The organism is Pseudomonas sp. 7SR1 (assembly GCF_900156465.1).
In the GTDB taxonomy this organism is placed as follows: Bacteria; Pseudomonadota; Gammaproteobacteria; order Pseudomonadales; family Pseudomonadaceae; genus Aquipseudomonas.
Genome location: NZ_LT707064.1, coordinates 140,240 through 163,338, shown reverse-complemented (window position 1 = coordinate 163,338; position 23,099 = coordinate 140,240). Strand labels below are relative to the sequence as shown.

Here is a 23,099-nt window from a genome sequence, read left to right as displayed (position 1 = left end):
CCCGCTCCCTCGCCACGGCTACTTCCTGTGTCACGACGATTAAATTTTCCCCGGCCTCTGGCTTAACCAGCGCGCAAGCCGTTACTGTGGCTGCAAAGAACAATGCTCACCGGGGGGCATATGAAGGTGTTTTGGGGACTGGGGCGCTTGCTGACCCTGCTGTTCTGGCTGGTGGTGCTGACCAACCTGGTCCTGCCGTTCATCTATCCGCTGCATCTGCTGGTCAACCTTGCCGGGGCGCTGCTGCTGGCGCTGCATCTGCTGGAATTGCTGCTGTTCAGGGCCTGTTTCCGTGGCCTGCCCGCTCCTGGCCGTGAACGGCTCAGGGTGCTGCTGTTCGGCATCTTCCATCTGCAAACCCTTCCGACCGCCGCAGAGGCTTCCCATGCGTAAATTGTGTCTGCTCGCCGCACTCGTCTGCCCGTGGGCTTCTGCCCAGGATCTCCAGGTAGAAAGCCATTCGTTGATGCGCCTGCCCAACACGACCAGTGTCCTGAGCCTGGAACGCTTGGACGTGGCTGATTACGGCACTTTGCTGGTGCCCTCGAACGTGACTCAACTGACCATCGGCCAATTGCACCTGGGCCGCGAGGCACGGATCGCCATCGTGCCGGCGCAGCAGCCCCTGGAAATGAAGGTGAGCCAGGCTGAACTGGCCGATGGCAGCCAGATCACCTCCCGTGGTGCACCGGGAACGTACACCAAGGCAGCACGGCCGGGGCGCAACCTCAACCTGCGTTTCAACGCCCTGCAGGCGCCGCTGCTCTCGGTGGATGCGCGCGGTGGCACCGGTGCGCCGGGTTATGTGGGCCTCGATGGCGCCAACGGGCAGGCGCCGGGATGCACGTGGGGTTCGGCCGGACGCGGTGCCGATGGCAGCAACGGCGGCGACGGCCAGCCAGGCGCGGCCGGAGCCCAGGTGCGTCTCGAATTGCCCCGCGAGTACCCCGACGGGCAGATCAAGGTAATGGTGGACGGCGGAGCGGGTGGTGCGCCAGGGCCTGGCGGCAAGCCCGGTGCCGGTGGCAAGGCCAAGGGATGCCTGGTCTATACCGCCGATGGCGGCAAGAGTGGCCGCCCTGGCCTCGACGGCCAGCCGGGGCCTGCCGGCGCGGCTGGAACGCTGACCGTGCAGCGGTTCTGAACATAAGATCGCCAGTGGGCCCACCCTCGCAGGGCTGGCCCTACATCCTCAGAACATTGGCCGCGCCGCGCCGATCGCCACCACCAACAGCCCGATCAGCAGGTTGATGCCGACCAATAGTCGGATCTTGCCCAACGCTGCGGCGCCCGCCGGCCAGTCCTGGGCAGCCACGGCCTTGCGCAACGGGGGCAACTGCAAGGCCTGGATACGAATGAACAGTGCCGTCATCACCACGTACAGGCCCATCATGACCTGCACATAGCGCGGCGCGGTTTCGAACCCGGCGAAGCGCATATGGATCAGGCCCGTACCGCTGATCGGCAAAAGCACCACCGCGATCCAGACCCAGACAAAAAAACGTTGAAACACTTCGACCCACAACCCGAGCCTGGCGGGACCTTCCAGGGCCGTCATCGCGGCGGGGCGCAGGATCATCCAGGCAAAGAACATCCCGCCGACCCAGACCAGGGCCGCCAGTAGATGCAGGGTGTAGATGAAGGCAAAGGGTGTCATTGAGTTACTCCGTTCTGCGCGGGATTCATTAGCGGGGTATGATAGCCGCCGATCCGAACCACTGAAAATTTATCCAGCGTTTTTTAGCGCCCGACCATCCATGATCAGCAACGAACTCAAAACCACGATCCAGGGCGCCTATTCGCGTTTTCTCGAAGCCAAGAGCCTCAAGCCGCGTTATGGCCAGCGCCTGATGATCGCCGAAGTGGCGAAAGTCCTGGGTGACATCGACACCGACGATGAAGGCCGGCGCAGTGGCGAGCCCGCCGTCGTGGCGGTGGAGGCCGGTACCGGTACCGGCAAGACCGTCGCCTACAGCCTGGCTGCGATCCCCACGGCCAAGGCCGCCGGCAAGCGCCTGGTGATCGCCACGGCCACGGTGGCCCTGCAGGAGCAGATCGTCTACAAGGACCTGCCCGACCTGATGCGCAACAGCGGCCTGAACTTCAGTTTCGCGCTGGCCAAGGGGCGTGGGCGCTACATGTGCCTGTCCAAGCTGGACATGCTGCTGCAGGAAGGCCAGGCGCAGACCGCCACGGCCCAGTTGTTCGAGGAGGAAGGCTTCAAGATCGAGGTCGATGAAGCCAGCCATAAGCTGTTCACCAGCATGATCGAGAAACTGGCCGGCAATAAGTGGGACGGTGACCGCGACAGCTGGCCCACGACCCTGGAAGATGCCGACTGGGCCCGGCTGACCACCGACCACAGCCAATGCACCAATCGCCACTGCCCGAACTTCGGCCAGTGCGCCTTCTACAAGGCCCGTGAAGGCATGGGCAAGGTCGATGTGATCGTCACCAACCACGACATGGTCCTGGCCGACCTGGCCCTGGGGGGCGGCGCCGTGTTGCCGGATCCGCGCGACACCGTTTACGTGTTCGACGAAGGGCATCACCTGCCGGACAAGGCCATCGGCCACTTCGCCCATTACACCCGGCTGCGTTCCACCGCCGACTGGCTGGAAAGCACCGCCAAGAACCTCACCAAGCTGCTGGCCCAGCACCCCTTGCCGGGGGACCTGGGCAAGTTCATCGAGCAGGTGCCGGAACTGGCGCGGGAGATCAAGACGAACCAGCAGTTCATGTTCACCGCCTGCGAGCAGGTGGCCGACTTCAAGCCCGGCGAGGATGTCGAGGGCCGGGAGCGGCCACGGCATCGTTTCGTCGGTGGGGTCATTCCCGAGCACATGCGTGAAATGGGCATCGAGCTCAAGAAAGGCTTCGCCCGCCTGACCGACCTGTTCACGCGCCTGACCGACCTGCTCAAGGAAGGCATGGATGGCGAGGTGAACATCGGTATCGCCAGCAATCAGGCCGAGGAGTGGTACCCACTGTTCGGCAGCCTGTTGTCCCGGTCCCAGGGCAACTGGGAACTGTGGACCGCGTTCACCACCGAGGACCCGGAGGACAATCCGCCCATGGCGCGCTGGCTGACCCTGGCCGAAAGCGGTTCGCTGTTCGATATCGAAGTCAACGCCAGCCCGATCCTGGCGGCGGACATGCTGCGTCGCAACCTGTGGAATGTGGCCTATGGCGCGCTGGTGACCTCCGCCACGCTGACCGCCCTGGGCACCTTCGACCGCTTCCGCATGCGTGCCGGCTTGCCCAGGACCGCCGTCACCGCCGTGGTCCCGAGCCCGTTCCATCACGCCGATGCCGGGGTATTGCGGGTGCCGGACCTGCGCGCCGACCCCCGGGACGCCGCAGCCCATACCGCAGCGATCATCCGTGACCTGCCGGATCTGGTGGAGGGCTCCCGGGGCACGCTGGTGTTGTTTTCCTCGCGCAAGCAGATGCAGGACGTATTCGATGGCCTGGATCGCGACTGGCGCAAGCAGGTGTTCATCCAGGGCAACCTGTCGAAGCAGGAGACCCTGAACAAGCACAAGGCGCGGGTCGATGGCGGGGACTCCAGCGTACTGTTCGGCCTGGCCAGCTTCGCCGAAGGCGTCGACCTGCCCGGTGCCTACTGCGAACACGTGGTGATCGCCAAGATCCCGTTCTCGGTCCCGGACGATCCGGTGGAGGCGGCCCTGGCCGAATGGATCGAAGCCCGCGGCGGCAACCCGTTCATGGAAATCTCCGTGCCCGACGCCTCGCTGAAGCTGGTCCAGGCCTGCGGCCGGTTGCTGCGCACCGAAGAGGACCGCGGCACCATCACGTTGCTCGACCGCCGGCTGGTGACCCAGCGCTATGGCAAGGCGATCCTCAATGCGCTGCCGCCGTTCCGGCGGGAGATTTCCTGACGCCCCTCATTTTGTGGCTGGGAAGCTTGTCTGTGGCGAGGGGATAAGTCCCCTCGCCACAAGGAGAGTGTCCAGCCGTCCTGTGGCGGTTCCCAAAAACCTCAATGGCTGAAACAATGCCCGCCACTCTAAAAGTGTTTGTTTCAAAGGAGTTGCGCGTGCAGATTCAAGGCCATTATGAGCTTCAGTTCGAGGCTGTACGTGAAGCGTTCGCGGCACTGTTCGACGATCCCCAGGAGCGCGGCGCGGCCTTGTGCATCCAGGTCGGTGGCCGGACGGTGATCGATCTCTGGGCTGGCACCGCCGACAAGGACGGCGACGAAGCCTGGCACAGCGATACCATCGCCAACCTGTTCTCCTGCACCAAGACCTTTACCGCCGTCGCCGCCTTGCAACTGGTGGCCGAGGGCAAGCTGCAACTGGATGCGCCGGTTGCCCGGTACTGGCCCGAATTCGCTGCCGCCGGCAAGCAATCCATCACCCTGCGTCAATTGCTCTGTCACCAGGCCGGGCTGCCAGCGTTGCGTGAATTGCTGGCGCCCGAGGCACTGTACGACTGGCAGACGATGGTCGATGCCCTGGCGGCCGAAACGCCCTGGTGGACCCCCGGCGACGGTCACGGTTACGCGGCGATCACCTATGGCTGGCTGGTGGGCGAACTGCTGCGCCGGGCGGACGGCCGCGGACCCGGCGAGTCCATCGTGGCGCGGGTGGCAAGGCCCTTGGGCCTGGATTTCCATGTGGGCCTGGCCGATACGGAGTTCCACCGCGTGGCCCATATTGCCCGTGGCAAGGGCAACGTCGGCGATGCGGCGGCACAGCGCCTGTTGCAGGTCACGATGCGTGAACCTGCAGCCATGACCACACGTGCCTTCACCAATCCACCATCTATCATGACCAGCACCAACAAGCCGCAGTGGCGACGCATGCAGCAGCCGGCCGCCAACGGCCATGGCAATGCCCGCAGCCTCGCCGGGTTCTATGCCGGTTTGCTGGATGGCAGTCTGCTGGAAGGCGAAATGCTCGATGAGCTGACCCGCCAGCACAGCCTTGGCGACGACAGGACATTGCTGACCCGGACCCGTTTCGGCCTGGGGTGCATGCTCGACCAGCCTGATGTGCCGAATGCGACCTATGGCCTGGGGCCGCGGGCATTCGGTCATCCGGGTGCCGGAGGCTCCATCGGCTTTGCCGATCCGGAACATGACGTGGCATTCGGCTTCGTGACGAACACCCTCGGGCCCTACGTGTTGATGGACCCGCGCGCGCAGAATCTTGCGAGGGTACTTGCCACTTGTCTATAAAGCGTCACTGGACGGGGGGGACCTGGAACCCAGGGTCTCTTTCGGTTTCAAAGCGACTGTTTATGTGCCCCGGCCTGGGGTCTGTATTTTTCATTTACATCATTTTGTGGATATCCAATGTCATCGAATAAAACCCTCGCTCTGGCGCTGTGCTTCGCTATCACCGGTTGCGCGCAAAACCCACAAAATGATGCCGAGAGCGGTGGTGGCTGGTGGCCGTTTGGCTCTACCGACAAGGTAGCGAGCAAAGACCCGGCGCCAGCTCCAGCTCCGGCGGCTGCGCTGAAGCCGGCAGCCGTGGCGCCCCAGGCCAAGGCCGAGAGTGCCACGCATTGGTGGTGGCCGTTCTCCTCTGACGAGGCAGGTGACGAGCCTGCCAGCAAAGACGCGGTCAAGCCTGAAGCCAAGCCTGAGGCCAAGGCCCCGGCCAGTATTGCCAAGACCGAATCCGAAAGCGCTGGCAAATGGTGGTGGCCGTTCGGCGGCAAGGAACCGCAAGCCCCCAAGGCGGCGCCAATGCCTGACCCGAAAATCACCCAGGCCTGGCTCGACGACTATGAGCCCAAGCTGCGCACCGCGATCAAGGACAGCAAGCTGGAACTTGAACGCCGTGACAACGTGCTGGTGGTCACCGCGCCTGTGGACAGTTCGTTCAACCCGGATCGTCCGGCCATGCTGCTGCCGGTGACTCTCGGCCCGTTCACCCGTGTGGCGAAGATCCTGGAAGCCGATCCGAAATCCGCCGTGCTGGTCCTGGGCCATGCCGACACGTCGGGCGCGGCGCCCGCCAACCTCAAGCTCAGCCAGGAGCGGGCCCAGTCCGTGGCGGCGATCTTCCGTCTCAGCGGGTTGCAGCGCGATCGCCTGCTGTTGCGTGGCATGGGCTCAGAGGCCCCTCGTGCGGCCAACGACAGCGTCGAAGGGCGCGCCTTGAACCGTCGCGTAGAGCTGCTGATCACGCCACAGAACACGCTGGTGGCGCTGCTGGGCAAATACAACATGCCGGCTCCCGCACCGGTCACCCTGGTGGCCGCCCAGGACGTCAAGCCTGCGGCCCCGGCGCCAGCACCGAAGAAGGCTGCGGTGCCGGCCGCCAAGAAGGCCCCGGCCAAGAAAGCCGCGGCCAAGGCTCCAGCGAAAAAAGCCCCGGCGAAGAAGGCCACCCCGGCGAAGAAACCCGAACCGGCCAAAGCCGCCACCGACAGCAAGAAAGTCGCGGCCGCCGATACTTCCAAGCAGTGACGGGCCAACCACAAGGAGTGCGCCATGACCCAAACGCTGGCTGATATGCGCCGTGACTACACCCGCGATGGCCTGACCGAGGCGCAAGCCCCGGCCGAGCCGTTTGCGCTGTTCCACCAATGGTTCGCCGAGGCGGTGAAAACCGAGCAGGCCCCGGTGGAAGCCAATGCCATGACCCTGGCGACGGTGGACACGGATGGACGCCCCCATTGCCGGATCCTGCTGCTCAAGGGACTGGATGCCCAGGGCTTCACCTTCTTTACCAACTACGACAGCGCCAAGGGCCAGCAACTGGCCGCCAATCCGTTCGCGGCCATGACATTCTTCTGGCCGACCCTCGAGCGCCAGGTGCGCATCGAGGGCAGGGTGGTGAAAGTCACGGCCCAGGAGTCGGATGCCTATTACCAGGTGCGGCCGCTGGGCAGTCGTCTCGGCGCCTGGGCCTCACCTCAGAGCCGGGTGATCGCCGGCCGCGGCGAACTCGAGGACTTGCTCAAGGCCACTGAGCAACGCTTCAGCGACAGCCAGCCACACTGCCCCGAGCATTGGGGCGGTTATCGCCTGCTGCCGGAGCGCATCGAGTTCTGGCAAGGTCGCCCGAGTCGCCTGCACGATCGACTCAATTACCGCCTGGAAGGGACGCAGTGGACTCGCGAGCGTCTGGCCCCGTAGGGGCCGGATAATCTGCCGCAGCGGCCTGGAGCCATTGCGGCAGGTCCCGGCGCTTGATCCGTAGCGCCCGGGCGCGATCCAATTGTTGCAGCATGTAATCCTTCTTCCCCTCGTCCCGCCCTGCCAATGACAGCGCCAGGTCGCGATCTACCCAGCGTTTGATCCGTACGTACAGCCACCAGTGGAAGTACAGACCGGCGAGCGTGGTGACCGCGATGATGAAATAGTCCATGGAAATCCTTGGGCCAACGACGCAGGTTTCGTAAATTGGCGCTACTGTTTTGTGGAATTTCTCGGGTATGCCTGTATCCCACCTGAATGAAAACAATTTTATCCCGGCGAAGCCGTGACAGGCGTCAAGCTGCGGAGTTTAATGATTACCTGTCTTTTGGAGTCTGATGCTATGCGTAAGTCTGTTTTGCTGGTTGCTTCCTTTTCCACGATGGCGATGTTGCTCACTGGTTGTCAGTCGAGCCTGACCGGTGACTCCTATTCCCGTGACGAAGCGCGTCGCGTGCAGACGATTCGCATGGGGACCATCGAAGCCTTGCGTCCGGTCAAGATCGAAGGCACCAAGACCCCGATCGGCGGTGCCGCCGGTGCGGTGGTCGGTGGTGTGGGCGGCAGCGCCATCGGTGGCGGCCGCGGCAGTATCGTCGCCGCCGTGATTGGCGCCGTGGCCGGTGGCCTGATCGGCTCCGCCACTGAAGAAGGCCTGACCCGCACCCAGGGTGTGGAAATCACTGTTCGCGAAGACGACGGTAGCATGCGCGCCTACGTGCAAGAGGTTCAGGAAAACGAAGTATTCCGTGTGGGCGAGCGGGTTCGTATCGCCACCGTGAACGGTGTGAGCCGCGTTACGCACTAAGCGCAACGGGAAGGAAAAAACCCCGATCAGGTGACTGATCGGGTTTTTTTTATGCCCTTCGTTGAATTGGCCGAAGGTCACGGTCTTTCCGTGCGGGACGGACGCTGACCCGGTGGCCAGGGGCGTTCGGTGGTCGCTTGCCGAGTATTGTCGGACTGCTTTGCTTGAACGTCTGATCTTGAGGGGGCGAATCGACCGGGTGACGGATCGCTACGCCGCGAAAAGGCGTAGCGATCGGTCTTCAAGGATGCGTCAGGACAGGGTTGTGTGCTTGCGGCTGGCCGCTGCGGTCACCCCATAACCCAGTACTGCCGCGAGGATCGAGCCGGTGAGGATGCCCATTCGATCCATGCCGGCGTACTGGCTGGCGCCGGGCTCGAAGGCCAGGGAGCCAACGAACAGGCTCATGGTGAATCCGATGCCGCACAGGATCGCCACTCCCAGGACCTGGCCCCAGTTGGCGCCGGCGGGTAGGCCGGCGATACCGGCTTTCACCGCCAGCCAGGTGAGGCCGAACACACCGACGGTCTTGCCCAGCAACAGGCCGATGGCGATGCCCATCGGCACGGGATGGGTGAAACTCTCGACGGTGACACCGCTCAGGGACAGGCCGGCATTGGCAAAGGCGAACAGCGGCAGGATGCCGTACGCGACCCAGGGATGCAGGGCATGCTCCAGGGACAACAGCGGCGAGGTTTCGGCGTTTTTCGTGCGCAGCGGGATACAGAAGGCCAGGGTGACGCCAGCCAGGGTGGCGTGCACCCCGCTCTTGAGCACGCAGACCCAAAGCACCAGGCCCACGACCATGTAGGGCGCGAGCTTGATCACGCCCATGCGGTTCATGGCCACCAGCACCGCGATGCAAACCGCCGCCAGCACCAGCGACAAGGTCGACAGGGCGCCCGAGTAGAAGATCGCGATGATGATAATGGCGCCGAGGTCGTCGATGATTGCCAGGGTCATCAGGAACAGTTTGAGCGACACCGGTACGCGTTTGCCCAGAAGGGCCAGGACCCCCAGGGCGAAGGCGATGTCGGTGGCCGTTGGAATCGCCCAGCCGGAAAGGGCCGCCGGGTTGTCGCGGTTGAGGAACCAGTAGATCAGTGCCGGCACCACCATGCCACCAATCGCCGCTGCGCCTGGCAGGACGATCTGCGAGGGTTTCGACAGTTGCCCGTCGAGGACCTCGCGCTTGACCTCCAGGCCGATGAGCAGGAAGAACAATGCCATCAGCCCGTCGTTGATCCACAGCAGCAGCGGCTTGGCGATCTTCAATGCACCGACCTGAGCCACCACCGGCGTGTCCAGCAAGCCGCCATACAGCCAGGAAAGGGGTGAGTTATTGATGACCAGGGCCAGTACGGCGGCCGCGATCAACAGCAGGCCGCTGGCGGCTTCCAGCTGGAAAAAGCGCATCAGGGAGTTACGTAGAGGCAAGATCGCTCTCCATTCATCGAATCAAAGTGGCCACACCCTAACCCGTAGTGTTAGTTGTTAAAACAAAAGTTATATTCTTTTTTGTTATATGGCGTTACAACGCCTGGTTGCGCTCGGGCAGTGACAAGGCATATTGGACCTTAGCTGTACCTGTGCGCGATGTAGCTTTTTTCCTAAGCTTGCGACTGGTTTTTCCGATACCCGCCGTGCCTGTATGAGCGTCAGGCTTCCTCCGCGTCGAACCGATCCAGTGAGAACACACATGAACGACCACCGTCAGTGGGCACGCGAAGCGATTCGCATCATCGAGGCCGACTTCCAGCGCAGCGCCGACACTCATCTGATCCCGTTGCCGCTGCCGGGCCTTCCGGGTATCGAGTTGTATTTCAAGGACGAGTCCAGCCATCCCACCGGCAGCCTCAAGCATCGGCTGGCCCGGTCGCTGTTCCTCTATGCGTTGTGTAACGGCTGGCTGAAACCCGACGCGCCGGTGATCGAGGCGTCCAGTGGGTCGACGGCCATTTCCGAAGCCTATTTCGCTCGATTGCTGGGTCTGCCCTTCATCGCGGTGATGCCGGCGACCACATCACGGGAAAAAATCGCGCAGATTGCCTTCTACGGGGGCCAAAGCCACCTGGTGGAGGATCCTACGCAGATCTATGCCGAGTCCGAGCGCCTGGCTCGTGAGCATGACGGGCACTTCATCGACCAGTTCACCTACGCCGAACGGGCCACGGACTGGCGGGCCAATAACAACATTGCCGAGTCGATCTTCCAGCAGATGCGCTTCGAGCGGCATCCGGAGCCGAGCTGGCTGATTTCCAGCCCCGGCACTGGCGGCACCACCGCGACATTGGGGCGCTACGTACGTTATCGCCAGCATCGCACCCGGGTGCTGTGTGCCGATGCCGAGCGTTCGGTGTTCTTCGATTTCTACCGCAACGGCGACGCCAGCCTGCGCCTGGACTGCGGCTCGCGGATCGAAGGCATCGGCCGGCCACGGGTGGAGGCCTCGTTCCTGCCCAAGGTCATCGACGCGATGGTCAAGGTGCCGGATGCCTTGTCCCTGGCTGCCATGCATTACCTGGCGCAACGCCTGGGCCGGCGGGTAGGTGGCTCCAGCGGCACCAACCTGATCGGCGCTCTGATTGCTGCGAAACAGATGGTGGACGCGGGTGAATCGGGGTCGATCGTGGCGATTTTGTGTGACGCAGGGGAGCGCTACGCCACCACTTATTACGATCCGGCATGGCTCGAGGCACAGGGGTATGAGTTGAGTGGGCTGATGGACGCCGTGGCAGCGAGTGTGGAGCGGGGCGCGGCACTGCCGGAGAGTGTGTTGCGGGCCAATATCTGAATCTTGAAACCCTCAGGCCCCTTGTGGGAGCGAGCTTGCCCGCGACCGCGGTGGATCAGTCAACATCTGTGTTGAATGCCAGGCCGTCATCGCGAGCTCGCTTCTACAGGGTAATGCTGTTTACCGGGGCCTGTGGCTGCCTCGAGTGAACAGCAGTGTCCCCTCAGGCTTCGAGGCCGAGGATATCCCGTGCCACCGCCTCGGCAATCCTGATCCCGTCGACGCCTGCCGACAGGATCCCGCCTGCATAACCGGCACCTTCGCCGGCCGGGAACAGACCCTTCACGTTCAGGCTCTGCAACGATTCGTTGCGGGTGATGCGCAGCGGTGACGACGTACGGGTTTCGATGCCGGTCAGTACGGCGTCATGCAGCGAATAACCGCGGATCTGTTTTTCGAAGGCCGGCAGCGCTTCGCGAATGGCTTCGATGGCGAAGTCCGGCAACGCCAGGGCCAGGTCACCCAGGGCGACCCCTGGTTTGTAGGAAGGCTCGACGCTGCCCAACGCCGTGGACGGCTTGCCGGCAATGAAGTCGCCCACCAGCTGCGCCGGGGCCTCGTAGTTGCTGCCGCCGAGCACAAAGGCATGGGACTCCAGGCGCTCCTGCAATTCGATCCCGGCCAGGGGGCCGCCGGGGTAGTCCACCTCCGGCGTGATGCCCACCACGATGCCGGAGTTGGCATTGCGTTCATTGCGCGAGTACTGGCTCATGCCGTTGGTCACGACCCGATTCGGCTCGGAAGTGGCGGCCACCACGGTACCGCCAGGGCACATGCAGAAGCTGTATACCGAACGACCGTTCCTGGCGTGGTGCACCAGCTTGTAGTCGGCGGCGCCCAGTTTCGGGTGGCCGGCATACTTGCCCAGGCGTGCGCTGTCGATCAGCGATTGCGGGTGTTCGATACGGAAACCCACCGAGAACGGCTTGGCTTCCATGTATACGCCACGGCTGTGGAGCATGCGGAAGGTGTCCCGGGCGCTATGTCCCAGGGCCAGGATCACGTGGCGGGAGTGAATACGTTCTCCGCTGGCCAGCTCGACGCCGACCAGTTGACCATCCTCGATCAGCACGTCCGTCACCCTTTGCTGGAATCGCACTTCACCGCCCAGGGCACGGATCTGCTCGCGCATGTTTTCCACGACGCCTGTCAGGCGGAAGGTGCCGATGTGGGGCTTGCTGACATAAAGGATTTCCTCCGGCGCACCGGCCTTGACGAACTCGTGCAGCACCTTGCGGCCCAGGAATTTCGGGTCCTTGATCTGGCTGTAGAGCTTGCCGTCTGAAAACGTCCCGGCGCCGCCTTCGCCGAACTGCACGTTGGATTCGGGATTGAGTACGCTTTTGCGCCACAGGCCCCAGGTGTCCTTGGTGCGCTGGCGAACTTCCGGACCGCGCTCGAGAATGATCGGCTTGAAGCCCATCTGCGCCAGTAACAGGGCGGCGAAGATCCCGCACGGACCGAAGCCCACCACGATCGGCCGTTCACCCACGTCCGCCGGGGCCTGGCCGACCATCTTGTAGCTGACATCCGGTGCTTCGTTGACGTTACGATCATCGGCGAACTTGCGCAGCAGGCCGGCTTCATCGCGCACCGTCAGGTCGAGGGTGTAGATGAAGCACAGTTCGGAGGATTTCTTGCGTGCGTCGTAGCTGCGCTTGAACAGGGTGAAGTCGAGCAGGTCATCGCTGGCGATGCCCAGGCGCTGCAGGATGGCGGCGCGCAAGTCTTCTTCGCAATGGTCGAGCGGCAGTTTCAGTTCGGTGATTCGTAACATGGTGGGGTCCGGTTCGCGGGGCGCACAACTGCGCCAGGGCGTTCTTCAAACCGGCGATTATAAGCCGCAAAGCCGATTCCGGTGAGCTTAAAACAAGCTGCCCGTCCATTCAGTCGTCGCGTGCCCCACCGAAATAGGCACAGCCGCGCTGGACCTGGCCGTTGATCCGCAATTCGGCGCTCATGTGCTGCACGCTGCCGGTGCTGCTGTCGACACAGCGGGAGGGGGTGACCCAGAGTTCGACTTTCTGGCCATTAGCCTCGGTGCCAAGGTTGAAGCGGCCGTCGCCCACTTGTTCTTCGACGTAAGGCACTGCCAGTGTCGGCTGGCCTTCGCGCTCCAGCACCAGGCCCTTGCCTCCGGCCTGGAGCGACCATTCAGGGCCGTGTCCTGTGGCGCGCAGGGTCATTCGCTTGAAGTCGGCGTCGTCGCAGGATGTGCCCGAGCGTTCCAGGCGATACAGCTGCTGGAGGTCCAGCTGGCTGTCGGTGCCGGCCGCGGCACTGGAGACGATACGCCCACGCACATCGGCGAACAGCTTGCCCTGGTCTCCGGCCAGGACGGCGGCCTGCTGCAGCACACTGGTGCTGCCGCTGTCGTTGACGATGAAGCGGCGCTGGTCCTGGCAGGGCTGGAACAGCAGCTTGCCATCGGCCGCCGTGAGCGCGCCCTGCATGCGAGTCTGGCCCGCATGGGACGCGCTCTGGCGTGGCGCTTCGAGCAATTGACAGGCGGCGAAGAGGGGGAGGAGGGCGACAAGCAACAGGGAACGGGCGGCACGCATCATTGGGTCTCCAGACAAGTGTCGCCACGTTACTCAGACTGGTCCTTCACCACAACCCGTAGGTGCTTTCCCTGGCTCAACCTACGTGAAAGGTCTGGCCGCTCTGCAGGCCTTCGACGCTCTTGGCGTAGGCCAGGGCGACGTCGGCGGCCGGCACCGGCTTGTAGCCTCGGAAGTAGGGTGCGTACTTGTCCATGGCTTCCACCAGCACGTTCGGGCTGACCGAGTTGACCCGCAGCCCCCGAGGCAACTCGATCGCCGCGGCACGCACGAAGCTGTCCAGGGCGCCGTTGACCAGGGCCGCCGATGCGCCGCTCTTGATCGGGTCATGGCTGAGCACGCCGGTGGTGAAGGTGAACGAGGCTCCGTCGTTGGCATATTCACGGCCGATCAGCAGCAGGTTGACCTGGCCCATCAGCTTGTCTTTCAGGCCGAGGGCAAAGCTTTCCTCCGTCATGTCGCCCAAGGGGGCGAAGGTGACATTGCCCGCCGCGCAGACCAGTGCATCGAAGCGTCCGGTCTTTTCGAACAGGGCACGGATGGAGGCGCTGTCGCTGATGTCCACTTGCAGGTCACCGCTGTGGCGGCCGATGCGGACGATTTCGTGGCGCGGCGACAGTTCGTTATCGATGGCCGAGCCAATGGTGCCGTTGGCGCCGATCAACAGGATTTTCATGGAGATTCCTCATTGGATTGAACGAGTTTTGAGTCTAGAGGGGTTCTTTACGCTGATAATCATGCTAATAGGCAACCTTTGGTTTTCATTTGGAAACAATCCAATGAGCGAAATGGATGACCTGGCGGCGTTCGCCGTGTTGATCGAGGCGGGCAGCTTTACCCTGGCCGCCCAGCAGTTGGGGTGCAGCAAGGGCCAGTTGTCCAAGCGCATCAGTCTGTTGGAAAGCCGTTTTTCAGTGGTGCTGTTGCAGCGCACCACGCGACGCCTGAGCCTTACGGCGGCGGGGACGGCGTTGCTGCCCCAGGCCCAGGCATTGCTGGTGCAAGTGGAGCGTGCGCGTCAGGCATTGGCCCGGTTGAAGGATGACATTTGCGGTCCGGTGCGCATGACGGTTCCGGTTTCCCTGGGTGAAACCTTCTTTGATGGGCTGTTGACGGAATTTGCCCGCACCTATCCGGACGTGCAGATCGAACTGGAGCTCAACAACGGCTATCGCGACCTGTCCCGGGATGGTTTCGACCTGGCGATCCGTTCCGATGCCGCCATCGATGAGCGCCTGGTGGCGCGGCCGCTATTGGCCTGGCACGAAATGACCTGTGCCAGCCCGGCCTACCTGGAGCGTCATGGGGAGCCCGACACGCCTCAGGCCCTGGCCGAACACCGTTGCCTGCTCAACAGCCATTACAGCGGCCGCGAGGAATGGCTGTACCACCAACGGCATGAGCTGCTGCGGGTGCGAGTCTCCGGGCCGTTCGCCAGCAATCACTACAGCCTGTTGAAAAAAGCGGCCTTGGCCGGTGCCGGAATTGCCCGGCTGCCGTCCTATCTGCTGCATGAAGAATTGGCCGACGGGCGCCTGCGCAATTTGCTGCACGATTACCAGACCCGGCGCATGCCGATGTACCTGGTCCATCCGTACCAGGGCGGCCTGCCCAGGCGCACCCAGGTGCTGGCCGACTATCTGATCGATTGGTTCAAGCGCAGTGGCGAGGCGTTGGATCGGCTCCAACGATAGTCCATCCACTGGACAATCCCTGTGGGTGGCTTGGATGTTTCGACTGTCCAGATCCCTGTGAGGGAATCTGTGTTCAGCTGTGTGCGTAGCGCTTGGCGATCAGGTGATCGATCGACAACACTCCCGGTCCACGGGCCATCAGGTACAGCAACACCGCCGCCCAGGTGCCATGGGTCGGGTAGGCGTCCGGGTAGACGAACACCTGGATGGTCACGGTCATGCCGAGCAGGGCCAGTGCCGAGAAGCGCGTCGCCAGGCCAAGCAGGATCAGCACTGGAAATACATGCTCGGCAAAGGCCGCCAGGTGCGCGGCCAGTTCCGGCGACAGCAGCGGCAGGGCGTATTCACTTTTGAACAGGGGGATGGTCGAGTCCGCTAGGCGCGGCAGGCCGATCTGGAAGGTGCCGTCGACCAGGTCGATGGCCAGTCCTTCGATTTTGGTCTGGCCGGACTTCCAGAACACTGCGGCAATGCAAAAGCGCCCGATGAAGGCGATCAGGCTGTGGGGAATTTTCTCCAGCCATTGAATGAAACCGCAAATCAGGGTGTTCATGGGAGTACCTGTTCGGCTAGGAGATGGGTGATGGCCTGGTGGCGGATGAGCCCCGCCAGGGTGTGTTCCAGGTCAAGGTCGATCGAGGCCTCAATGGCCGCAGTCAGGGAGAACCCTTGTTGCAGGGCTGCGATGAACCCATGGGCCGCGCGACTGATCGCAAACACCTCCACGTCCAGGCCATTGCGCAGCACCAAGGCGTTTTGCGCGGGAAGCGTTTCGAACGGTGCGGGCGCCTGGTGTTGATGGGCGGCCCAGATCGTCACGACGGCATAGGGGGATTGCAATAGCCGAAGTGACGGGTGAAGCCCGATCTTCAAGTCCCCTGCCAGCATGGGGGACGACAGCGCCGCCACGATTCGTTCTTGCGCCATGGGCTCGGCGTCGGCGGCATGCCAGGCTTGCACATGCAGTCGCTCCAGCCGAGCGACGTCCGCCAGGTAAGGCACGCTGGCGGCGGGTTCGAAGTGTTCGATGAACTCGGCAAAGTCGCCGCCGTAGTCGTTCATCACCGGGCTGCGCGGCGGCGTGGATTGGACATAGACCCCGGCCATGGCTCGGAAGAATTCCTCGCCCACCAGTTGCACCACCACCGGGTAGTTGTCGGCCAGGGCATTGATCAATGAGCTGAGCACGTTGTTGCGGTGCACCGCGAAACGGCTTTCCGGGGCTTCCCCATTGGCGCTGATCAGGCCGGGCGGACATGCCTTGCGCGGGTCGAGCAGGGCGGCGGCAAATGCGTGCTGATTGCTCATGGCCGGGCTCCAGCGGCGCTCAACAGATGATCGGCCTGGCGTGCTTCGGCCAGCAGCACCTCCCATGCCGGGACGTGGTTGTCGCGCTCGATCAAGGTGGCGATCGGCCCGGTCCGCTCCAGCTCCTTGAGGTACAGCTGCCAGACTGCATGATCGATCGGCGCGCCGTGATCATCTATCAGCAGGCGCTCGCCGAGGCTGTCGGTATCCTCGGCGAAGCCGGCCAGGTGGATTTCGCCAGTCATCTGCAGGGGCAGGGCGTCGAGGTAGGCCAGTGGATCGCGGCCATGGTTGATGCACGAAACGTAGACGTTGTTCACGTCCAGCAGCAGGCCGCAGCCGGTGCGGCGGATCACTTCGCTCATGAACTGTGGCTCGTCGAAGGTCGAGGTTTCAAAGCCCAGGTAGGTGGCCGGGTTTTCCAGTAACAGCGTGCGCTTGAGGCTGGTCTGCACCTGGTCGATGTGTTCGCAGACCCGTTCGAGGGTTGCTTCGTCATAGGCCAGGGGGAGCAAGTCATTGAGGAACACCGGGCCGTGGCTGGACCAGGCCAGGTGTTCGGAAAAGGACTGGGGTTGATAGCGTTCGATCAAGGCGGCCAGGCGCTGCACATGCGTGACATCCAGCGGACCCTCCCCACCGATCGACAGGCCGACGCCATGCAACGACAGCGGATACCGTTCGCGTATCAGCCCCAGGAAGTGATGAAGCGGCCCGCCGGCCACCATGTAGTTTTCCGCGTGCACTTCGAAAAAACCCAGATCCGGTCGGGTCTGCAGCACTTCATGAAAATGCTCGCTCTTGAGCCCCAGCCCCGCCCTTGGCGGCAGTCGACGATCAGTGGCGAGGGATGGGGTGTTCAACATGGTGGCGGGCCTCAGGCGATGCGATCAGGACTTGGCTTTGAACGCTTCGAGCTGGCCGAAACCGGTGGGTGAGGTTTTGCTTTCCATGGTGGTGCACGTGCCTTTAGGCACCGATTTCCAGGCGTTGGCCTGATAGTCCATTTTTGCGGTACCGGCGCAGGTGGTGCCGGCGCCGGCGGCGCAGTCATTCTTGCCCTTGAGGGCAACGCCGAAGCATTTTTCCATGGTGTCGTCGGCTGCGTGAACGGTCGAGACGGCTGTCATGCTCAGGGCGGAACCCAGGGCCAGGACCAGGGCAGTGGCGGACAGGGTGCGGGTCGAAGCAGTCATGATGATTCTCCAGTCTTCAGGGAAATGAACCGGCGTTAGCGCCGGTCTGCTGAACTAGAGAAGGACGGTGGCAAAGCGTTACAGCGGGCCCCCATTATTTTTTGCCCACCTGGGAAATCCGATGTGGAGGATCCCCGTTGGGCTGCCAAGCAGCCCCGAAAAACAGCTCTGCGGTGTGTCAGGCTGATTGATGCGGCATCGCGAGGGCTGCTCGCAGCCCAACGGGGATAAATCCCCTCGCCACAGATGTATTGCTGCCTGCCATTGCATTCACTGGAAAAGCCGGGCAAAAAAAACGGCCCGAAGGCCGTTTCTTTTTCTGCGACAGACTCAACCCCCCAGATACGCCTCGCGCACTTTCGGGTCGGTCAGCAGTGCTTCACCGGTGCCTTGCATCACCACCCGGCCGTTTTCCAGCACATAGGCACGGTCGGCGATCTTCAGCGCCTGGTTGGCGTTCTGCTCCACCAGGAACACCGTCACGCCATCCTTGCGCAGCTGCTCGATGATGTCGAAGATCTGCTGGATGATGATCGGTGCCAGGCCCAGGGAGGGCTCGTCGAGCAGCAGCAGCTTGGGCTTGCTCATCAGCGCACGGCCAATGGCGAGCATCTGCTGTTCACCACCGGACATGGTGCCGCCGCGCTGGGTAAAGCGCTCTTTCAGGCGTGGGAAAAGGTGCAGCACCTTGTCCATCTGTTCCTGATAGTCGCCCTTGTCGGTGAAGAATCCACCCATGGCGAGGTTTTCTTCCACGGTCAGCCGGGCAAACACCCGACGGCCTTCCGGCACCACGGCAATGCTCTTGCGCATGATGTGCGACGAGTCCATGCCCACCAGCTCCTCACCCATGTAGCGGATGCTGCCGCTGTGGGCCCGGGGTGAACCGCAGAGCGTCATCAGCAGGGTGGATTTGCCGGCACCGTTGGCGCCGATCAGCGTCACGATCTCGCCCTGGCGGACTTCCACGTTGACGCTGTGCAGGGCCTGGATCTTGCCGTAGAAGGTGGAAACGTTTTCGAACTGCAGCATTTACGCTTCCCCCAGGTAGGCTTTGATCACTTCAGGATTGTCGCGGATCTGTTCCGGGGTGCCATCGGCCAGGGGCGTACCCTGGTTGATCACCACGATGTGGTCGGAGATGCTCATGACCAGTTTCATGTCGTGCTCGATCAGCAGCACGGTGACGTTGTGCTCTTCGCGCAGCACTCCGATGAGGGCCTTGAGATCTTCGGTTTCCTTGGGGTTCAGGCCGGCGGCCGGCTCGTCGAGCATGAGGATCCGCGGACGGGTCATCATGCACCGGGCGATCTCCAGGCGCCGCTGCTGACCATAGGCCAGGGTCCCGGCGGTCCGGTTGGCGAACTCCTTGAGGTTGACTTTCTCCAGCCAGTATTCGGCGTACTCCATCGCCTCGCGTTCGCTCCTGCGGAAGGACGGGGTCTTGAACAGGCCGGCAAAGAAGTTGGTGTTCAGGTGACGGTGCTGGGCGATCAGCAGGTTCTCGATCGCAGTCATGTCCTTGAACAGCCGTACGTTCTGGAAGGTGCGTACCACGCCCTTGAGGGCGATCTTGTGCCCCGGCAGGCCCTGGATCGGCTGGCCGTCCAGCAGGATGGTGCCGCCGGTGGGCTGGTAGAAACCGGTCAGGCAGTTGAACACGGTGGTCTTGCCCGCGCCGTTCGGCCCGATCAGCGCCACGACCTGTTTTTCCTTGACGGTCAGGGCCACGCCATTGACCGCCAGCAAGCCGCCGAAGCGCATGCTCAGATTTTCGACCTTGAGGATCTCGCGGCTCATTTGTGCGGCTCCGCTCTTAGTTTGAGTTCGGGGCGTTGCATAGGCAGCAGACCTTGAGGACGCCAGATCATCATCAGCACCATCAAGGCGCCGAACATCAACATGCGGTATTCACTGAATTCACGCATCATTTCAGGCAGCAGGATCATCACGATCGCGGCCAGGATCACACCCAGTTGCGAGCCCATCCCGCCCAGCACGACGATGGCGAGGATAATCGCCGACTCGATGAAGGTGAAGGATTCCGGCGTCACCAGGCCCTGGCGGGCAGCGAAGAAGCTGCCGGCGAAACCGGCGAACGCGGCACCGAGGGTAAAGGCCGAGAGCTTGATCACGGTCGGATTGAGGCCCAGGGCCCGGCAGGCGATTTCATCTTCGCGCAATGCTTCCCACGCACGGCCGATGGGCATGCGCAGCAGGCGGTTGATGACGAACAGCGCGGCCAGGGCCAGCAGCAGTGCGACCAGGTAGAGGAACACCACCTTGCTCACCGGGTTGTAGGTCAGCCCGAAGAACTGGTGGAAGGTCTGCATGCCCTCGGCCGCGGTGCGGTCGAAGCTCAGGCCGAAGAACGTCGGCTTGGGAATGTTGCTGATGCCGTTGGGGCCGCCGGTGAGGTCGGTGAGGTTACGCAGGAACAAGCGGATGATCTCGCCGAAGCCCAGGGTCACGATGGCCAGGTAGTCGCCCCGCAGCCGCAGCACCGGGAAGCCCAGCAGGAAGCCGAAGGTGGCCGCCATCAAGCCGGCGATCGGCAGGCAGATCCAGAAGCTCAGGCCCAAATAATGGGACAGCAGCGCGTAGCTGTAGGCACCGACCGCGTAGAAACCCACGTAGCCCAGGTCCAGCAGCCCGGCCAGGCCGACCACGATGTTCAGGCCCAGTCCCAGCAGGACATAGATCAGGATCAGCGTGGCGATATCCACCGCGCCCCGGGAGCCGAAGAACGGCCAGACCAGGGCAACCACGATCAGGCCGATGATGATCTGGCGCTGGGTGCGTGGCAGTGTCAGGAACTGGCTGACCTTGGGTGAAACCAGCGGTCCGCGGTTGGAACGCAGCAGCGTGCCGACCTGTTGGCTGAACAGCACCCGCAGGAACATCAGTACCGAGCACAGGGCAATCACGCTCAGTGTCAGGGGACCGGTGCCGTGCACTTCGAGGTTGACCCCGACGATGCTCAGCTTGAGGCCCAGCACGGGGAAGGCCACGGCCCAGACCAGCGCGGCGCTGAACAGCGCCTGTTTAAGATATTTGTTCATACTTTCTCAACCTCCGGACGGCCCAGGATGCCGGTCGGCCGGAACAACAGGACCAGGACCAGGAGACCGAACGCCACGACGTCCTTGTACTGGTCACCAAAGATATCGGCGCCGAACGCTTCGGCCACCCCGAGCATCAGCCCGCCGAGCATCGCGCCCGGGATGCTGCCGATGCCACCCAGTACCGCCGCGGTGAAGGCCTTGAGGCCCACCAGGAAACCGGCGTTCGGGTTGATCACCCCGTACTGCATGCTCAGCAGTACCGCGGCGACAGCCGCCAGTGCGGCCCCGATGACGAAGGTGAGGGCGATGATGTTGTTGGTGTTGATGCCCAGCAGGTTGGCCATCTTGATGTCCTCGGCGCAGGCGCGACAGGCGCGGCCAAGGCGGGAACGGGAGATGAACAGGGTCAGCCCGAGCATGGCGACCAGGGTCACGACGAACACCAGGATCTGCATGTAGGACACCAGCACTTCTTCGGCGCCGCCCGGGCCGAAGGAGAAGCTCCCCGGGATCAGGTTGGGAATCGACTTGTCCTTGGAGTCCTGGGACAGCAATACGGTGTTCTGCAGGAATATCGACATGCCGATGGCGGAAATCAGCGGGATCAACCGGTTGCTGCTTCGCAAGGGACGATAGGCAACGCGTTCGATACTGTAGCCATAGGCACTGGTTACGATGATCGACGCCACGAACGCGGCGGTCATCAACAGCGGCAGTGAGTCGATGCCCATCATGGCCAGCCCGGCAAGGGCGATGAAGGCCACGTAGGAACCGATCATGTAGACCTCGCCATGGGCGAAGTTAATCATTCCAATGATGCCGTAAACCATTGTGTAGCCAATGGCTATCAAGGCATAGGTGCTGCCAATGGTCAGGCCATTAACCAGCTGTTGGAAAAAATGATAGATCTCAGGCATTACAGCGCTCCTAAAAACCCGATACGCATTTCACTGGTGGAGTCATGTTCCGGCCCGGTGCTGTGTTCTCTGATCACATTTGCTCCGAGCGTTTGCCAGCGAACCGCTGGTGACGGTTTTAAGATTTTCAGGTGAACCAGCGCCCGGATCGCGGGTGCCTGGCCCATAAACCTCGTAAAACAAAGCCCACTGCTTGCACAGTGGGCTTGTTGACCATGAGTGTCCTGTATCACGAGTACGGTTCCTTATGGCGGCGTCTGTAGTCGTCATGCTGCGTTGCCTGACGACTACAGCCACTCGTCAAAAAAGAACGTATCTGTGAGCCAGGACACCAGGCCTGGCTTACTGAGGGGAGACTTCAGTCTTCGGCTTGTTGAAGTGCCATTCGTAGACCACGAACTTGAAGTCCTTCAGGTCGCCCTTCTCGTCGAACGACAGGTCGCCGGTCGGCGTCTTGAAGGTGCCCTTGTGGATGGTTTCGGCAACCTTGGCGGTGTCGTCGCTCTTGGCGGCCTTGATGCCTTCGGCGATCAGTTGGACCGCGGAGTAGGCCGGGAACACGAACGGACCGCTTGGATCCTTGCCGTCGGCCTTGATGGCATCGACGACGGCCTTGTTCGCAGGGTCGGCATCGAAGGACTTCGGCAGGGTCACCAGCAGGCCTTCGGAAGCGTCCTGGGCGATCTGGGAGATGGAGTCGTTGCCGACGCCTTCAGGCCCCATGAACTTGGCTTTCAGGCCCTTTTCCTTGGACTGACGCAGGATCAGGCCCAGTTCAGGGTGGTAGCCACCGTAGTAGACGAAGTCGACATTGTTCTGCTTGAGGCGCTGGATGATCGAGGAGAAGTCCTTGTCACCGGCGTTCAGGCCTTCGAACACAGCCACTTTCACGCCTTTGGCTTCGAGGGTTTTCTTCACGGCGCTGGCGATACCTTCACCGTACTGCTGCTTGTCGTGCAGGACAGCCACGACTTTCGGCTTGACGTGGTCGGCGATGTAGTTGCCGGCGGCAGGGCCCTGGGCGCTGTCCAGGCCGATGGTGCGGAAGATCATCTTGTAGCCACGGGCGGTGATGTCCGGGCTGGTGGCGGCCGGGGTGATCATGATCACGCCTTCGTCTTCGTAGATGTCCGAAGCTGGCTGGGTGGAGCTGGAGCACAGGTGGCCGACGACGAACTTGACGCCATCGTTGACCACTTTGTTCGCCACGGCGACGGCCTGTTTAGGGTCGCAGGCGTCGTCGTATTCCTTGACTTCGAGCATCTTGCCATCGACGCCGCCCTTGGCGTTGATGTCCTTGACGGCTTGTTTCGCGCCAACGAATTGCATGTCGCCGTACTGGGTGACCGGACCGGTCTTCGGACCGGCGATGCCGATCGTGATGGTGTCGGCGGCGAACGAATGGCTGGCAACCCCGGCCAGAACCATAGCGGCAAACAGTTTGGAAATCTGCTTAGTAGCCTTAGTCATAGTGCTCCACTCATGCTGTTGTAGTTTTTATAGTCCTGGCGCCGCAGCGGCAGAACCGGGTCAGATATGCTGGATATCCCCACGGAAAATGCCCCCGGCAACTGTA

At 62.6% G+C, this 23,099-nt stretch carries 24 protein-coding genes; 9 read left to right on the top strand and 15 right to left on the bottom strand.

Going from position 1 to position 23,099, the window contains the following annotated elements:
- The first annotated feature begins 120 nt into the window (after positions 1 to 120).
- Together BW992_RS00760 and BW992_RS00755 are read left to right on the top strand one after the other, a co-directional pair.
- The gene (locus BW992_RS00760; RefSeq protein WP_072387754.1) at positions 121 to 393 is read left to right on the top strand and encodes a DUF1145 domain-containing protein; all 273 of its coding nucleotides are present in this window, start codon (positions 121 to 123) and stop codon (positions 391 to 393) included.
- The gene (locus tag BW992_RS00755) at positions 386 to 1,144 is read left to right on the top strand and encodes a collagen-like triple helix repeat-containing protein (protein ID WP_072387752.1); all 759 of its coding nucleotides are present in this window, start codon (positions 386 to 388) and stop codon (positions 1,142 to 1,144) included. Before BW992_RS00760 ends, BW992_RS00755 begins: the two co-directional genes overlap by 8 nt.
- 48 nt (positions 1,145 to 1,192) lie before the next feature.
- On the opposite strand, the gene BW992_RS00750 is transcribed toward BW992_RS00755, so the two are convergent.
- Positions 1,193 to 1,657: a CopD family protein gene (locus tag BW992_RS00750; RefSeq protein ID WP_072459607.1), complete on the bottom strand. Its 465-nt coding sequence runs from the start codon at positions 1,655 to 1,657 to the stop codon at positions 1,193 to 1,195.
- 100 nt (positions 1,658 to 1,757) lie between these two features.
- Between BW992_RS00750 and dinG the strand changes: the two genes are divergently transcribed.
- The 4 genes from dinG (at position 1,758) to pdxH (ending at position 7,120) form a co-directional block, all read left to right on the top strand.
- On the top strand, positions 1,758 to 3,902 hold the full coding sequence (dinG, locus tag BW992_RS00745; protein WP_076405308.1) for an ATP-dependent DNA helicase DinG: 2,145 nt from the start codon (positions 1,758 to 1,760) through the stop codon (positions 3,900 to 3,902).
- Between the two features lie 158 nt (positions 3,903 to 4,060).
- Positions 4,061 to 5,206 (top strand): serine hydrolase domain-containing protein, encoded by a 1,146-nt coding sequence (locus tag BW992_RS00740; RefSeq protein WP_072387745.1) that lies wholly within the window; start codon positions 4,061 to 4,063, stop codon positions 5,204 to 5,206.
- Between the two features lie 117 nt (positions 5,207 to 5,323).
- Entirely contained in the window at positions 5,324 to 6,448 is a 1,125-nt protein-coding gene (locus BW992_RS00735) for an OmpA family protein (protein ID WP_076405306.1), read from the top strand.
- Positions 6,449 to 6,472: 24 nt separating this feature from the next.
- Positions 6,473 to 7,120, top strand: a complete 648-nt coding sequence (gene pdxH / locus BW992_RS00730) for a pyridoxamine 5'-phosphate oxidase (RefSeq protein WP_076405304.1) — start codon at positions 6,473 to 6,475, stop codon at positions 7,118 to 7,120.
- Here pdxH and BW992_RS00725 read toward each other — a convergent pair.
- Positions 7,068 to 7,352: a hypothetical protein gene (locus BW992_RS00725; protein ID WP_072432223.1), complete on the bottom strand. Its 285-nt coding sequence runs from the start codon at positions 7,350 to 7,352 to the stop codon at positions 7,068 to 7,070. The two genes, pdxH and BW992_RS00725, sit on opposite strands and share 53 nt — an antisense overlap.
- 171 nt (positions 7,353 to 7,523) lie before the next feature.
- Here BW992_RS00725 and BW992_RS00720 point away from each other — a divergent pair, with 171 nt between their 5' ends.
- Positions 7,524 to 7,988, top strand: coding sequence for a glycine zipper 2TM domain-containing protein (locus tag BW992_RS00720; protein WP_053153052.1), 465 nt, complete (start codon positions 7,524 to 7,526; stop codon positions 7,986 to 7,988).
- A gap of 252 nt (positions 7,989 to 8,240) precedes the next feature.
- Here the strand turns inward: BW992_RS00720 and nhaA are convergent, their stop codons facing one another.
- Positions 8,241 to 9,425, bottom strand: a complete 1,185-nt coding sequence (gene nhaA / locus BW992_RS00715) for a Na+/H+ antiporter NhaA (protein WP_072387735.1) — start codon at positions 9,423 to 9,425, stop codon at positions 8,241 to 8,243.
- A 262-nt stretch (positions 9,426 to 9,687) separates the two neighbouring features.
- Here nhaA and BW992_RS00710 point away from each other — a divergent pair, with 262 nt between their 5' ends.
- Positions 9,688 to 10,782, top strand: coding sequence for a PLP-dependent cysteine synthase family protein (locus tag BW992_RS00710; RefSeq protein ID WP_072459604.1), 1,095 nt, complete (start codon positions 9,688 to 9,690; stop codon positions 10,780 to 10,782).
- Between the two features lie 163 nt (positions 10,783 to 10,945).
- Here the strand turns inward: BW992_RS00710 and BW992_RS00705 are convergent, their stop codons facing one another.
- The 3 genes from BW992_RS00705 to BW992_RS00695 form a co-directional block, all read right to left on the bottom strand.
- The gene (locus BW992_RS00705) at positions 10,946 to 12,559 is read right to left on the bottom strand and encodes an NAD(P)/FAD-dependent oxidoreductase (protein ID WP_072432225.1); all 1,614 of its coding nucleotides are present in this window, start codon (positions 12,557 to 12,559) and stop codon (positions 10,946 to 10,948) included.
- A 109-nt stretch (positions 12,560 to 12,668) separates the two neighbouring features.
- Entirely contained in the window at positions 12,669 to 13,343 is a 675-nt protein-coding gene (locus BW992_RS00700; RefSeq protein WP_076407307.1) for a hypothetical protein, read from the bottom strand.
- Between the two features lie 76 nt (positions 13,344 to 13,419).
- Positions 13,420 to 14,019 (bottom strand): short chain dehydrogenase, encoded by a 600-nt coding sequence (locus BW992_RS00695; RefSeq protein ID WP_072432226.1) that lies wholly within the window; start codon positions 14,017 to 14,019, stop codon positions 13,420 to 13,422.
- A 103-nt stretch (positions 14,020 to 14,122) separates the two neighbouring features.
- On the opposite strand from BW992_RS00695, the gene BW992_RS00690 reads away from it, so the two are divergent.
- Positions 14,123 to 15,037 (top strand): LysR family transcriptional regulator, encoded by a 915-nt coding sequence (locus BW992_RS00690; protein WP_072387727.1) that lies wholly within the window; start codon positions 14,123 to 14,125, stop codon positions 15,035 to 15,037.
- A 73-nt stretch (positions 15,038 to 15,110) separates the two neighbouring features.
- On the opposite strand, the gene BW992_RS00685 is transcribed toward BW992_RS00690, so the two are convergent.
- The 9 genes from BW992_RS00685 to BW992_RS00645 all read right to left on the bottom strand — a co-directional run bounded on the left by BW992_RS00685 (position 15,111) and on the right by BW992_RS00645 (position 22,993).
- A complete protein-coding gene (locus tag BW992_RS00685) occupies positions 15,111 to 15,590 on the bottom strand; it encodes a DoxX family protein (RefSeq protein ID WP_076405302.1) in 480 nt (159 codons plus the stop codon).
- Positions 15,587 to 16,345: an HvfC/BufC N-terminal domain-containing protein gene (locus BW992_RS00680; protein WP_076405300.1), complete on the bottom strand. Its 759-nt coding sequence runs from the start codon at positions 16,343 to 16,345 to the stop codon at positions 15,587 to 15,589. The genes BW992_RS00685 and BW992_RS00680 overlap by 4 nt, the downstream gene beginning before the upstream one ends.
- Complete coding sequence (bufB, locus tag BW992_RS00675) at positions 16,342 to 17,211, bottom strand: MNIO family bufferin maturase (RefSeq protein WP_076405299.1); 870 nt, start codon at positions 17,209 to 17,211, stop codon at positions 16,342 to 16,344. Before bufB ends, BW992_RS00680 begins: the two co-directional genes overlap by 4 nt.
- Before the next feature lie 24 nt (positions 17,212 to 17,235).
- A complete protein-coding gene (locus BW992_RS00670) occupies positions 17,236 to 17,541 on the bottom strand; it encodes a BufA1 family periplasmic bufferin-type metallophore (RefSeq protein WP_072387717.1) in 306 nt (101 codons plus the stop codon).
- 330 nt (positions 17,542 to 17,871) lie between these two features.
- Positions 17,872 to 18,573 (bottom strand): ABC transporter ATP-binding protein, encoded by a 702-nt coding sequence (locus tag BW992_RS00665; protein WP_072387714.1) that lies wholly within the window; start codon positions 18,571 to 18,573, stop codon positions 17,872 to 17,874.
- A complete protein-coding gene (gene livG, locus BW992_RS00660) occupies positions 18,574 to 19,341 on the bottom strand; it encodes a high-affinity branched-chain amino acid ABC transporter ATP-binding protein LivG (protein ID WP_072387712.1) in 768 nt (255 codons plus the stop codon).
- Positions 19,338 to 20,603 carry a high-affinity branched-chain amino acid ABC transporter permease LivM gene (locus BW992_RS00655; protein WP_072387709.1) on the bottom strand — a complete coding sequence of 422 codons (1,266 nt, stop codon included), beginning with the start codon at positions 20,601 to 20,603 and terminating at the stop codon, positions 19,338 to 19,340. The genes livG and BW992_RS00655 overlap by 4 nt, the downstream gene beginning before the upstream one ends.
- Positions 20,600 to 21,523 carry a high-affinity branched-chain amino acid ABC transporter permease LivH gene (gene livH / locus BW992_RS00650; RefSeq protein ID WP_076405297.1) on the bottom strand — a complete coding sequence of 308 codons (924 nt, stop codon included), beginning with the start codon at positions 21,521 to 21,523 and terminating at the stop codon, positions 20,600 to 20,602. The genes BW992_RS00655 and livH overlap by 4 nt, the downstream gene beginning before the upstream one ends.
- Before the next feature lie 342 nt (positions 21,524 to 21,865).
- Positions 21,866 to 22,993, bottom strand: coding sequence for a branched-chain amino acid ABC transporter substrate-binding protein (locus BW992_RS00645; RefSeq protein WP_072387707.1), 1,128 nt, complete (start codon positions 22,991 to 22,993; stop codon positions 21,866 to 21,868).
- Positions 22,994 to 23,099: the final 106 nt, after the last annotated feature.